Source organism: Pseudomonas sp. PDM13 (genome assembly GCF_025685765.1).
Taxonomy (GTDB): domain Bacteria; phylum Pseudomonadota; class Gammaproteobacteria; order Pseudomonadales; family Pseudomonadaceae; genus Metapseudomonas; species Metapseudomonas solani.
In genome coordinates, this window is record NZ_JAOTQU010000021.1 from 89,809 (window position 1) to 102,461 (window position 12,653).

Annotated in this window: 11 protein-coding genes; 2 read left to right on the forward strand and 9 right to left on the reverse strand. The window is 67.6% G+C overall.

Annotated features, from left to right (window positions below; all coding sequences use genetic code 11):
* The first annotated feature begins 38 nt into the window (after positions 1 to 38).
* Complete coding sequence (locus tag OEJ36_RS21325; RefSeq protein ID WP_263403262.1) at positions 39 to 1,391, forward strand: CSLREA domain-containing protein; 1,353 nt, start codon at positions 39 to 41, stop codon at positions 1,389 to 1,391.
* A 287-nt stretch (positions 1,392 to 1,678) separates the two neighbouring features.
* Here OEJ36_RS21325 and OEJ36_RS21330 read toward each other — a convergent pair whose 3' ends face one another.
* From OEJ36_RS21330 to OEJ36_RS21355, 6 genes are all read right to left on the reverse strand, one after another.
* Positions 1,679 to 2,524, reverse strand: coding sequence for an aminoglycoside phosphotransferase family protein (locus OEJ36_RS21330; protein ID WP_263403263.1), 846 nt, complete (start codon positions 2,522 to 2,524; stop codon positions 1,679 to 1,681).
* 22 nt (positions 2,525 to 2,546) lie between these two features.
* Positions 2,547 to 2,885: an FKBP-type peptidyl-prolyl cis-trans isomerase gene (locus OEJ36_RS21335; RefSeq protein ID WP_021221649.1), complete on the reverse strand. Its 339-nt coding sequence runs from the start codon at positions 2,883 to 2,885 to the stop codon at positions 2,547 to 2,549.
* 61 nt (positions 2,886 to 2,946) lie between these two features.
* Complete coding sequence (locus OEJ36_RS21340) at positions 2,947 to 3,714, reverse strand: hypothetical protein (RefSeq protein WP_263403264.1); 768 nt, start codon at positions 3,712 to 3,714, stop codon at positions 2,947 to 2,949.
* Positions 3,715 to 3,786: 72 nt separating this feature from the next.
* On the reverse strand, positions 3,787 to 4,914 hold the full coding sequence (locus OEJ36_RS21345; protein WP_263403265.1) for a PilT/PilU family type 4a pilus ATPase: 1,128 nt from the start codon (positions 4,912 to 4,914) through the stop codon (positions 3,787 to 3,789).
* A gap of 125 nt (positions 4,915 to 5,039) precedes the next feature.
* The gene (locus OEJ36_RS21350) at positions 5,040 to 5,786 is read right to left on the reverse strand and encodes an SDR family NAD(P)-dependent oxidoreductase (protein WP_263403266.1); all 747 of its coding nucleotides are present in this window, start codon (positions 5,784 to 5,786) and stop codon (positions 5,040 to 5,042) included.
* A 228-nt stretch (positions 5,787 to 6,014) separates the two neighbouring features.
* The gene (locus tag OEJ36_RS21355; protein ID WP_021221652.1) at positions 6,015 to 6,296 is read right to left on the reverse strand and encodes a peptidylprolyl isomerase; all 282 of its coding nucleotides are present in this window, start codon (positions 6,294 to 6,296) and stop codon (positions 6,015 to 6,017) included.
* A gap of 655 nt (positions 6,297 to 6,951) precedes the next feature.
* Here OEJ36_RS21355 and OEJ36_RS21360 point away from each other — a divergent pair.
* Positions 6,952 to 7,539 (forward strand): DUF4157 domain-containing protein, encoded by a 588-nt coding sequence (locus OEJ36_RS21360; RefSeq protein WP_263403267.1) that lies wholly within the window; start codon positions 6,952 to 6,954, stop codon positions 7,537 to 7,539.
* A 6-nt stretch (positions 7,540 to 7,545) separates the two neighbouring features.
* Here OEJ36_RS21360 and OEJ36_RS21365 read toward each other — a convergent pair whose 3' ends face one another.
* From OEJ36_RS21365 to OEJ36_RS21375, 3 genes are read right to left on the reverse strand one after another with little or no spacing between them, the layout of a single operon-like run.
* The gene (locus tag OEJ36_RS21365) at positions 7,546 to 8,901 is read right to left on the reverse strand and encodes an HlyD family type I secretion periplasmic adaptor subunit (RefSeq protein WP_263403268.1); all 1,356 of its coding nucleotides are present in this window, start codon (positions 8,899 to 8,901) and stop codon (positions 7,546 to 7,548) included.
* Between the two features lie 9 nt (positions 8,902 to 8,910).
* Positions 8,911 to 11,070, reverse strand: a complete 2,160-nt coding sequence (locus tag OEJ36_RS21370) for a type I secretion system permease/ATPase (protein ID WP_263403269.1) — start codon at positions 11,068 to 11,070, stop codon at positions 8,911 to 8,913.
* A gap of 23 nt (positions 11,071 to 11,093) precedes the next feature.
* Positions 11,094 to 12,449 (reverse strand): TolC family outer membrane protein, encoded by a 1,356-nt coding sequence (locus OEJ36_RS21375; RefSeq protein ID WP_263403270.1) that lies wholly within the window; start codon positions 12,447 to 12,449, stop codon positions 11,094 to 11,096.
* Positions 12,450 to 12,653 lie beyond the last annotated feature (204 nt).

Consider the following 12,653-nt stretch of genomic DNA (forward strand, 5'->3'; position numbering starts at 1 on the left):
TCCCGTGGACGCCCTGTCCTCGACACGCAGGACAGCTCATGCACAAGCCGCTCATCTCCCCCCTCGCCACCGCCACCCTCGTCGCCCTGGTACTGGGCAGCCAGGCCGCTCACGCCGCCGACTTCATCGTCAACCAGACCGAAGACAGCTATGACGGCGTCTGCGATGCCCACTGCTCGCTGCGCGACGCCATCTCCGCCGCCAACGCCGCACCGGGCCCGGACCGCATCGTCCTCCAGGCGCAGACCTACCGCCTGAGCCTGCCGGCCGGCCGCGACGAGGAGGGCGACGTCCAGGACGAGGACGACAACCTCAATGGCGACCTCGACATCCACGACTCCCTCGAAATCATCGGCCAGGGCCCGGCCGCCACCGTGATCAGCGGCACCCCCCAGGCCAACGACCGCCTGCTGGAAGTGTTCGATGGCGCCCGCGTGGTGCTGGAGCGCCTGCGCCTCACCGGCGGCCACAGCTCCACCTACGGCGGCGCCATCGAGAACCACGGCGAGTTGGTACTGCGCCAGGTGGAGGTGAGCCGCAACAGCTCCACCGGGGCCTTCAGCCCGGGTAACGGCGGCGGGATCGCCAACCGCGGGCGCCTGGAGATCCATCGCTCGATCATCGCCAACAACCGCGCCGGCGCCGGCGAGGGCCACTTCGGCCTGGGCGGCGGCATCTACAACACCGGCGAGCTGCTGCTGCGCGACAGCAGTGTGCAGGGCAACTACGCCAGCGACGACGATGACGCCGGCTACGGCGGCGGCCTCTACAACGGCGGCACCGCCGATGTGGCGCGCACCACCTTCAGCGGCAACGATGCCAGCTTCGGCTCGGCCATCGGCAACGACCGCAAGCTGACGCTGGTCAACTCCACCCTCAGCGGCAACAACCAGTACTTCCGCAACCAGGCGGCCCTCAACAATGGCCAGTTCTCGGTCAGCGGCAGCGGCCCCGAGGCGCTGCTGGTCAACGTCACCATCGCCAACAACACCGGCGGCTACGGGTTGATCAACCTGGGTTCGGTGACCCTGCGCAACAGCATCATCGCCGGCAACCTCGACGAGGGCCTGGAGACGCCGCTGAACTGCGACAACCGCGGCGCCCAGGCGAAGTACAAGGCCATCGGCCTGCTGCTGGGCACCGGCCCGGGCAACTGCACCGGCGAGCTCTACGTGGAACAGACCGACGTCTTCACCAAGGTGCTCTACCCCCTGGCGGACAACAACGGCCTGACCCAGACCCACGCCCTGCGCCCGCGCAGCCCGGCGGTGGACGCCGGCATCGGCAGCTGCACCGCCCACGACCAGCGCGGCTCCAAGCGCCCCCGTGATGGCGATGGCGACGGCGTCGCCCGCTGTGACCTGGGTTCGTACGAGCGACCGAAGCTGTAAGTTGGCAAAGCGGTGCCGGGCCCCAGCGCGGGGCTCGGCCTTTCGCGAATGAATTGGCTCCTACAGGGCACGGTGCGTGCCGGGGCGTAGGGTGGATGACGCTCTTTTCATCCACCAGGCGGAGCGGGTGATGGCGCTGGACCGAAGCCGGGTCGCGGTGCACTTTTCGCGAATGAATTCGCTCCTACAACCCTCGATGCACCGAGCACACCGGATGCACCGTCCCTGTAGGGGCGACTTCAGTCGCCAAGCAGCCCGCAGGGCTGCCCATCTTCGACGCAGAAACGCTACTGCGTCGCCAGCGCCTCCAACGCCAACGCCCCCACCGCCAGGTCGATATCGGCATTCGGGTCATCGTCGTCGAGGAACCAGGCGGCGGAGAGGCCGCACCAGGCCACCAGCCATTGCAGCAGGCGCTGGCGTTCCAGGCCGGATTCGTGGCAGACGATGGCCAGGCGCCGCTGGAAGCGGGCCGGGTCGGTGCCCACCGGGCGGCTGGGGTCGCAGAGGTCGGGGTTGGCGAAGATCACCGCATAGTCCAGCGCGCGGTCGCCCACCAGGCCCTTGGGGTCGATGGCCAGCCAGCCGCGCGGGCCGAAGTCGAGGAGGTTGCCGTGATGCAGGTCGCCGTGCAGCAGGCGCTGTTCGCCAGGTGCAGCCAGCAGCTGGTGGGCCAGGGCATCGGCTTCGACGAGGAGGCCGCCGTGGCGGCGTGCGGCCGGGGCCAGGTCGGCGAACCAGCTGTGCAGGTCCTTCAGCCCTTCGGGCCGGGGGCCGTCGTAGGCGTGGAGGCGGGCCAGGGCGCGGCAGAGCAGGGTGGTGGCCAGGTCGTCGTCACCGTCCTGGGCCATGGCGATCAGCGGGTCGCCGCCGCGCTCCAGCAGCAGGCCATCGCCGTCGATCTCCAGCACCCGCGCCGAGCCTGCCCCCTTCCAGGCCTGCATCACCTGGGCGCCGAGGCGCTCGTCCTCGTTCTGGCTGACCTTAAGCATCGCGGCCTGCCCATCCTGGCGCACCGGCAGCAGCGCGCCGCTGGGGGTGAGCAGCGCCTCGCCGTCCGGCGTCAGCCGCCAGCGTTGCAGGTAGGGGGCGAAAAGGGCTTCGGCCTCGGCGAGGGAGGGGACAGGGGGCATGGCGCGGTCTCCTGAAGGTGGGTCAATCGTCCCGGGTCAGCACTTCCAGCAGCTCGATCTCGAACAGCAGGTTCGAGTTCGGCGGGATCTTGCCGACCTGGCGTTCGCCGTAGGCCAGGTGTGCGGGCACCTGCAGCTTGCGCTTGCCGCCGACCTGCATGCCCATCAGGCCCTGGTCCCAGCCCTTGATCACCCGGCCGGTGCCGATCACGCATTGGAAGGGCCGGCCTTTCTCGATGGAGGAGTCGAACAGGGTGCCGTCCTCCAGCCAGCCGTTGTAGTGGGTGGTGATCAGCGCGCCCTTGACCACGGCCTTGCCGTCGCCCGGGTGGATGTCCTCGATCTTCAATTCGTCGCTCATGGCTGCTCGCTCGCCGTTGGGGTGCCGCGTTTTCGCAGGAAGCGGGGTGTTTGGCAAGGGGTCAGGAGCCACGGTCCAGGCCCATGGCGCGGATGGCCTGGTCGATGCGCTGCACCGTGGCCTCGGGCACGCTGCGGCTGCACATGAGGTGGCGCGGGCGGCCGGGCGGCATATCGGGGAAGACCAGGCTCACCAGTTCGCGATGGGCGTAGCTGGGGTGGCTCATGGCCCAGCGGAAGTCGTAGGGGTCGGCCAGGGTGTAGTCGAAGCGGTTGGAGGCGAGCAGGCGCAGCTGGTTGATCGGCGCCTGGCTGTTGGGAAGGGCGGCCTCGCCCATGTCGGCGATGCGCCGGTCCAGCTCCTCGCCGTAGGAGAAGCCGTCGGAAACGCCGAGGCGCAGCCCCGGCGCCGCCATCAGCGCGCGCAGGCTGGCGTAGCGGGAGACCTGGGGCAGGGCGCGGCGGTTGGTGACCACTTCCAGGTACAGCGGCGGGCGGATGGGCAGGCTGAAGCGGGCGAAGCCCTCGCGCTCGCGGGTGCGTATCCAGCCCACCGAGCAGTGGGGGCCCGGCTCGTACTGCATCTGCCAGACAATGCGCTTGGCCGGCAGGGTCACCACCTCGGTCGCCACGCCGGCGCTGGCGAACAGCTGCGCGATCTCGTCGCGGCCGCCATCGTCCTCGTGGAACAGGGTGGAGTTGGCGATGAAGCTGAGCCGCAGCGGCGGGTCGGCCTGGGCTATTCCCGCGACCAGCAGCAGGGCCAGCGGCGCGGTGCGCAGCCACGGTGAGTGGAGCAGGGCCTGGCGGATGATGGCGGCGGCCTCCATGTCGGGTGAGCGGCTTCTTTCTCTGACCGGGCGCGCCGGCCACCGTTCGACCCAGCTGATGGAGCCCGCTGCTCAGTGGTCGCGCAGCACCTTGCGCTCGCTGTCCTGGGGATCGAAGCCGCGTTCGAGCTTGATCTTCAGCGACAGGTCGGTGCGCGAGTCGGCGAACTTCAGCGCCTCGGAGAGGCTGATGCGCCCGGCTTCCACCAGCTTGAACAGGCTCTGGTCGAAGCTGCAGGAGCCGCTTTCCAGGGCGTTCTCGATGGCGCCCTTCAGCTCGTGCAGCTCGTCACGCAGGATCAGGTCACGCACATGGGGTGTGCCCAGCATCAGCTCCACGGCCGCCACGCGCTTGTGGTCGATAGCCGGCACCAGGCGCTGGCCGACCATGGCCAGGAGGTTCTGCGAGAGGTCGCCGAGCACCTGGCGCCGCGCCTCGTCGGGGAAGAAGCGGGTGATGCGTTCCACCGCGTGGCGGGCGCTGGTGCCGTGCAGGGTGGCCACGCACAGGTGACCGGTCTCGGCGTAGTGCAGGGCGTGCTGCATGGTTTCGGCGTCGCGCACCTCGCCGAGCATGATCACGTCCGGCGCCTCGCGCAGCACGTTGCGCAGGGCGGCGGAGAAGCTGTGGGTGTCCAGGCCTACTTCGCGCTGGTCGACGATCGAGCGGCGGTGGCTGTGGAGGAATTCGATGGGGTCTTCGATGCAGACGATATGGCCGCTGCGCTGGGCATTGCGGTGGTCGAGCATCGCCGCCAGCGTGGTGGACTTGCCGGAGCCGGCGGCGCCCACCACCAGGATCAGGCCGCGATCCTGCAGGGCGAGCTTCTCCAGCAGCGGCGGCAGGCCGAGGCTTTCCAGGCTGGGGATGGTGGTCTTGATCAGGCGCACCACCATCGAGACTTCACCGCGCTGCAGGTAGAGGTTGAGGCGGAAGCGGCCGCTGCCCGGCAGGCTGATGGCCAGGTTGAGCTCCAGCTCGCGGTCGAACTCTTCCTGCTGGCGCGGGCTGATCAGCTGCGCGGCCAGCTGGCGCACTTCGCTCGCCTGCAGCACACGCTCGCCCACGGGGCGCGCGTGGCCCTCGATCTTGATGTGCGGCGGTGCGCCGACGCTGAAGAACATGTCCGAGCCGGCGTGCTGGTGCAGCAGCTCCAGGTAGGGGAAGACGCTGGGCGTCGTCTCGTTCGGGTCGCTCATCCTGCCTCCTTTCATCGAGGGGCAAGCCTAGCAGCGGATTCGGCCAGCCGACCATTGGGTGCGATTGCCGCAGGCGCCGGCCCTGCCCGCGAAGGGCCCCCGCCGGGCGCGGGGGCCGGTGGGGCTCAGCGCAGGGTGTAGCCGTTGTCGACCACCAGGTCCTGGCCGTGGATGCCACGGGCGGCGTTGGAGAGCAGGAAGAGGATGGCGTCGGCCACGGCACCCGCTTCGAGGAAGCGCCCGTCGAGCAGGCGCTGGTTCACCGTGCCGGCGACGCTGGCGAGCTGCTGGTCGTCGAGGCCGAGGGTGCCCCAGATGGGCGTGGCGGTGGGCCCGGGGGAGACCAGGTTGATGCGCACGCCATCGCCCGCCAGCTCCACCGCCAGGGTGCGCGCCTGGGCCTTGAGGGCGGACTTGCTGGCGATGTACGCCGCCAGGCCGGGGAAGGTGACGCTGGAGAGGAAGGTGCCGATGAACACCACCGACGCCGGGCGCGCCAGGTGCGGCAGCAGCGCGGCGAGGGTGTCCAGCGCGCCGGCGCCGTTCACCGCCCACTGGCGCTGGAAGGCTTCGGCGTCGAGGCCGTCGGCGAGCTGGGCGATACCGGCGTTGGGCACCAGGTGATCCACCGGGCCGAGTTCGGCGGCACGGCGGGCGAGGCGCGCCAGGTCATCGGCGCGGGTGACGTCGCCGGCCAGCCAGTGCAGCCGTTGCGGGTAGCGCTCCAGCAGGTCCGGCAGGCCGCCGGGCTGGCGCGAGAAGGCGAGCACGCGGGCGCCGGCGTCGAGCAGGCGTTCGCACAGGGCCAGGCCGATGCCGGAGCTGGCGCCGGTGATCACGGCGAGGCGGTCGTTGAATTCGTTTGCAGGCATAAGGCGATTCCTAATGGTCATTGTGATGGGGCAATGACGGGTATCAGGAAGCGTGCCATGGAAAATAGTCAGCAAAATCAGCGAGATAAAAATTATCGCTGTCGATATGACCTGGATTTGTTCGTGTCCATATGACTGCGATTGCAGTCGAATTGACGCGGGTGAAGCGCGGGGAGGGGAAGGGCAGAAAAGGGAAGGGCGCCGCGATGGCGACGCCCTGGCCGGGAATCAATCCTGGCGGCTGGTGACTTCCACCAGGTGGTAGCCGAACTGGGTCTTCACCGGGCCTTGCACGACGTTGACCGGGGCGCTGAAGACCACGGTGTCGAACTCGCGAACCATCTGGCCGGGGCCGAAGGAGCCGAGGTTGCCGCCGTCACGGCTGGACGGGCAGCTGGAGTTGTCCTTGGCGACCTGGGCGAAGTCGGCGCCCCCTTCGATGGCGGCTTTCAGTTCGTTGCACTTGGCTTCGCTGGAAACCAGGATGTGGCGGGCGGTTGCACGGGGCATGGCAGGACTCCTCTTGAAGAAAGCGCAGAGCCTACCGGAATCGAATGAGCCGTCAACGGCCGGTGGCGTGGGTGGTAAGGCGCAGGGATGGAGGTTGGGTGAAACCCGGCAGATGAATTGGCGTATTGGTGGAGTATTTTGAGCTCAGCTGATTTCCGAGCTTGGCTGGTGCTTCTGGTTTCGCCCCCCCCGGGCGAGTCACTTTTCGCAGTCGCTCCAAAAGTAACCAAAAGAGCTTGCCCCTCCATACGGGTCTGGCTGAAGCCAGACTTCCCTCGCTCCATCGTCCTTCCAGGGGCACGCCGCGAAGGGCCATCCCTGGCCCATCGCGGCTCTCACGACATCCATGTCGCTCAACCCCTTCCACGACGATTCGCTCGGCCTCCTGGGAAGGGGCGTTTGTCGCTGCCCAGCCTCCATTCCTCAACGGGTAGGCCGGGGTGCGCATCACCTTTCCGTGCGGGCGGCACGCCCTATGTGGCGCCTCGTAGGATGGGTAGAGCGAAGCGAAACCCATCGCGCGGAGCTATAGGCGAATCAGGTCTACCGTCTGGGCGGTGTAGGGTTGCGCCTGCGGTGACGAATAACGCCGTTTGCCGTTGTCTCAATGGCGCCTATCCACCACCATCGCCGCCTGGCCTTTCGAGAACCCTCCATGCCCCGCGCCTTGCCCGTTTCCCTGTTGCTGGCCCTGTTCGTAACCGCTGCCCCGCACCTGGCGTTCGCCTGTGCGGAGGGGGAGACCGAGGTGTGCCTCGGCGGTTGCATCTGCGTGCCCGATCCCAATGGCGTGCTGGCGCCTTATCAGGAGCGTGCCGGCGCGGTGGCGGCGTCGGCGCTGGAGGGCTGGCTGCTGCGTTCGCGGGAGTCGGCGGCGCGGCAGGGCACCCTGCCGATCCCGGCGGAGATACGCCAGCGCCTGCTGCCCTGGTACCCGGCCGAGTTGCTGGATGCGGTGCGCTACAAGGTGGGCGACAGCGACGAGATGAACGCCGCGCGGACCATGCTGCAGAACCCCGACATCAAGGCGGTGACCCTGGTGGACATCATCGTCTTCCGCAGCGAGGACGCGGCCCTGCAGGACGTGGCGCTGTGGGCCCACGAGCTGTTCCACGTGCAGCAGTACCGGGACTGGGGCAGCGCCGGTTTCGCCCAGCGCTACAGCCGCGATTTCAATGCGGTGGAAGCGCCGGCCTATGCTCGGCAGATCGAGGTGAGCCGCGCCCTGCGACGCGGCGAGTGAGGCGGATCAACGCTCGCGCATGGCTTCCGAGCGGGCCTTGAGCACCGGCTTGAGCAGGTAGTCGAGCACGCTCTTCTCGCCGGTGATGATGTCCACCGTGGCGATCATCCCGGGGATGATCAGCAGCGGGTGGTCGTCCTTGCCCAGGTGGCTTTTGTCGGTGCGCACCTGGATCAGGTAGAAGCTGTTGCCCTTGTCGTCGGTGATGGTGTCGGCGCCGATCAGTTCCAGCTTGGCCTTGAGGCCGCCGTAGATGGTGTAGTCATAGGCGCTGAACTTGACCATCGCCTTCTGCCCCGGGTGGAGGAAGGCCACGTCCTGCGGGCGGATGCGCGCCTCGATCAGCAGGTTGTCCTCCAGGGGCACCACTTCCACCATGTCGTTGCCGGGCTGCACCACGCCGCCGATGGTGTTGACCTTCAGCTGCTTGATCACGCCGTTGACCGGGGAGACCACGGTGGTGCGGGTGACGCGGTCGTCGATGGCCTTGCCGGTGGAGGTGATCTTCTGCAGCTCGGTGCGGGCTTCGTTGAGTTCCTTGAAGGCGTCGGACTGGAACGACAGCTTGCTCTCTTCCATCTTCCGCTCGATTTCCTTCACCGCCGCCTCGGCCCGGGGGATGGCCAGGTTGGTGCCGTTGAGCTCGCCGCGCATCTCCACCGCGCTGCGGCGCAGGCGCAGGATCTCCACCTCGGAGATGGCGCCGGTGCCCACCAGGGGCTGGGACATGTTCAGTTCCTGCTGCAGCAGCCCCAGGCTGGAGGCGTACTGCTGGGACTTGGAGCGGAATTCGGCCAGTTCCTGCTGCTTCTGGCGCAGCTGTTCCTGGAGGATGTGCTGTTCGCTGTCTAGGCGCTGCAGGCGCTTGCGGTACAGCGCCAGCTCGTCCTCGGCCAGTTGCGGCGAGGCCTTGGCGATGTCCTCCGGCAGCGTGAAGGGGCGGTCCTCGGCTTCGGCCGAGAGCCGTTGCACGCGGGCCATCAGTGCCAGGCGGTCGGCCTCGGTCTCGCCCTTGTTGGAGAGGAAGCGGGTGTCGTCGAGGCGCAGCAGCACATCGCCCTTGCTGACCACCTGGCCTTCGCGCACGAAGATCTCCGAGACGATGCCGCCCTCGAGGTTCTGGATCACCTGGATCTTACTGGACGGGATGGCCTTGCCTTCACCGGTGGTGACTTCCTCCAGCACGGCGAACTTGGCCCAGACCAGGGCGACGATCAGCAGCGTGCAGGCGACCCAGACGGTGATGCGGGTGCCGGTGGGGGAGTCCTCCAGCGCTGCGCCGTCCACCTCGGGCATGAATTCCGTGTCGGGCTTGCTGCCCATGCCGCCGAAGTAGTCGCGGACCGAACGGGTGTTTTCCATGATCTGCTCCTAGACGGCCGCCGGGCCGACGCGGCCCTTGCGCAAGGCTTCGATCACCGCGTCCTTCGGACCGTCGGCGACTATGTGGCCGCCATCGAGCACCACCAGGCGGTCCACCAGGCTGAGCATGGAGGCGCGGTGGGTGATGAGCAGCACGGTCTTGCCCTGGGCCCAGCCGTGCAGGCGGTTGCGCAGGATGTCTTCGCTGGTGTTGTCCATGGCGCTGGTGGGTTCGTCCAGCAGCAGGATGGGTGGGTCCAGCAACAGCGCGCGGGCCAGCAGCACCGCCTGGCGCTGACCGCCGGAGAGCAGCTGGCCGCGTTCACCCACCGGGCGGTCGAAGCCCTGGGGGTGCTGGCGGGCCAGTTCGGTGACGCCGGTCAGCTCGGCCACTTCCAGCATCCGCGCGTCGTTCACGTAGCGCGCGCCGAGGGTCAGGTTGTCGCGCAGGCTGCCGGCGATCAGCGGCATGTCGTGGGTGACGAAGCCGATCTGGTGGCGCAGGTCGGCGACGTCCAGCTGGCGCAGGTCGATGCCGTCCAGCAGCAGCTGGCCCTGCTCGGGGCTGTAGAAGTTCATCACCAGGCGCGCCAGGGTGCTTTTGCCCGAGCCGCTGCGGCCGATGATGCCGACCCGCTCGCCGGCGTTCAGCCGCAGGCTGACGTTGGCCAGCGCGGGCGCGGCCTGGTCGGGGTAGCTGAAGCTCACCCCGCGCACGTCGATGGCGCCCTTGATGTGGGTGCGCTCCAGCGGTTGCTGCTTGTTCTCCCGTTCCTGGGGCAGGCCCATGAGCGAGTCGGTGCTCTTCATGGTCAGCTGCGCCTGCTGGTAACGGGTGATCAGCCCGGCGATCTGCCCCAGCGGCGCCAGCACGCGGCTGTTGAGCATGTAGCTGGCCACCAGGGCGCCGACGCTGAGGTTGCCGGCGATGATGCTGTAGACCCCGGCGATGATCATCGCCAGGCCGGCGAACTGCTGCAGGAACATGGTGCCGTTGGTGACCAGCGCGGAGAGGAAGCGCGCGTGGCTGTCGAGGCGGGTGAGGGCGCCGTGGGTGCGTTCCCAGCGGTGTTGGCGCTCGCTCTCGGCGCTGCAGGCCTTGAGGGTTTCCAGGCCCGAGAGGGTTTCGATCAGCAGCGCCTGGCGTTCCGCGCCCAGGGCCAGGCTGCGCTGCACGGTGTCGCGCAGGCGGGTCTGGATGATCCAGGCGAAGATCGCGGTGAGGGGGAAGGCGAGCACCGGGATCACCACCAGCCAGCCGCCGAGCAGGCCGATCACCAGCAGCATGAGGATGGAGAAGGGCAGGTCGATGAGGCTGGTCAGGGTCACGGCGGTGAGGAATTCCCGCAGACCCTGGAAGTCGTGGATGCTCTGGGCGAAGCCGCCGATGGTGGTGGGCCGCGCCTTCATCGACATGCCCGTGATGCGCTCGAACAGCGTGGCCGAGAGCACCACGTCGGTCTTTTTGCCGGCGGTGTCCAGCAGGTGCGCGCGCAGCACCCGCAGCAGCAGGTCGAAGCCGGTGCCGATGAGCAGGCCGATGGTCAGCACCCAGAGGGTGGAGGTGGCCTGGTTGGGCACCACGCGGTCGTAGGTCTGCATGACGAACAGCGGTACCAGCATGCCCAGCAGGTTGATCAGCAGGCTGGCCAGTACCGCATCGGTGTAGAGCCAGCGCGACAGCCGCAAGGTGTCGCGGAACCAGGATTTGACCCGGGGCACCAGGGGCGCGCGGGTCTCTTCCAGTTCATGGCGGGGACGGGCGAAGAGGGCTTCGCCGCTGTACGCGGCGGCCAGCAGCTCGGGGTCGATCCACTGCTGGCCACCGTCGGACTCGCAGGGCAGGATCAGCGCGCGGCCGTCCTTGCCCCACTGGTTGAGCACCGCGCTGCGGCCGTCTTTCAACAGCAGCAGCACCGGCAGGTTGAGCGGTGAGATGGCCCCCAGTTCCCGGCGCAACAGGCGCCCTTGCAGGCCGACCCGTGCAGCGGCACGGGCCAGCAGGTCGGGTGTCAGTCGCTGGTTCGCCAGCGGCAGGCCGGCGGTGAGGCTGCCCCGGCTGGCGGGGCACTCATGCAGCCTGCAAAGGATCAGCAAGCCGTCCAGCAACGGGTCGTCGTGGCTCTGCCGAGGGTCGACGGCGGCACCCGCCATTTCCATGGTGGTCATCTACTGCTACTCCCGAACCGCGGTTACTTCATTTCCGGCAGACGGGCTTCGCTCTTCACTTCAGAAGCGGCGATGGCCTCAGCCGGGACTACGACGTTCTGCCGGCGCAGCAGATCGCCCATGGCGGAGATCACGCGGAACATGGCGAACTCTTCGGTGTAGCGCACCTCGACGTAACGCCGGTTGGCGGTGAAGAGTTCGTTGTCACTGTCGAGCAGGTCGAGCAGGGTGCGTTGGCCGAGGCCGAACTGCTGCTGGTACGCCTCGCGCACGCGCTGGGTGTAGTCGGCATAGTCACGCGCCTTGGGGGTTTGCTGGCGGGCGTTTTCCATGGCGTTCCAGGCCAGCGAGAGGTTCTCGTTGAGCACCCGCAGGGCGTTGTTGCGGATGTCCATGGACTGGTTGATCGAGTGCGCCGCCGCTTGCAGACGGGCCTTGTCGCGCATGCCGTTGAACAGGTTGTAGTTCATCACCACGGCGGCTCGCCAGGTGTTGTAGTGGCCCTCATCGCCTTGCACGTTGTCGTCGGCGGTGGTGGCCAGCTCGGCGTCGAAGCGTGGGTAGAACGGCGACTTGGCCGACTCGTATTGCTTCTCCGCCGCCTGCACGTCGGCCTGGGCCGATTTCAGGAAGGGGTTGTTGTCCATCATGGTCTGACGGGCGGCGAGGAGGTCCGCCGGCATTTCGCCGCGGATGGTCGCCGGGGTTTCCAGTTCGTCGGCGGGACGACCGACGGCGCTGAGGAAGTTGGCTTCGGCGTCGGCCAGGTTCACTTCCTCGGTGTAGAGGTTGTTCTCGGCCAGGGCCAGGCGGGCGGCGGACTGGTCGGAGTCGGCCATGCTGCCCACACCGCGCTGGCTGCGCAGGTTGATCTGGTCACCCACGCGCTGGTGCGACTGCAGGTTGTTGCGGGCCAGGGCCACCATTTCGCGACGCTTGAGCACTTCGAGGTACACCTCGATGGTGCGCAGCGCCAGGCTCTCGGACGTGCCCAGGGTGTAGTAGGCGCGGGAGTTGATCACCGCTTCGGTACGGCCCACCTCGTTAGGGGTGTTGAAGCCGTCGAAGAGCATTTGCCGCAGGCGCAACTCGGCATTGCGGTAGTTCATCGTCTCCGTGTTGTGATCGCCCAGCGCGCGCGTGCTCGGACTATCGGTGTTTTCACGGCCCACGCCGGCTATCAGATCGACGGTCGGTAGATAGCCGCCCTTGGCGACTTTCTTCTCTTCGTCGGCGACGAGCCGTGCGTTGGCTGCTGCCCGGATCTCCGGGTGGTTGTCGAGAGTGCTCTGGATGGCCTCGGTGAGGTTCATCGCCTGGACCTGGGCGCTGGCGAGTGCCAACAGCATGCTGCTCCAGAGTGGGGTCATTGCTCGCATGAGAGGGTGTCTCCTTGTTCGATGCTCTTTTTACGGATCGCCATTTTTTTGGCGAAATCGCCTGTTCAACCGTTTCAGGCTTGTAACATCAGAGCTAAGAACATCTTTTGGAGAACCTAAGAAATTTTTTTCACATGGTTTATGCCGAAAAAATCTTATGCACTCCTCTGAATCGAGCACATCTTCTTTCCCTGTCAGCCGCGT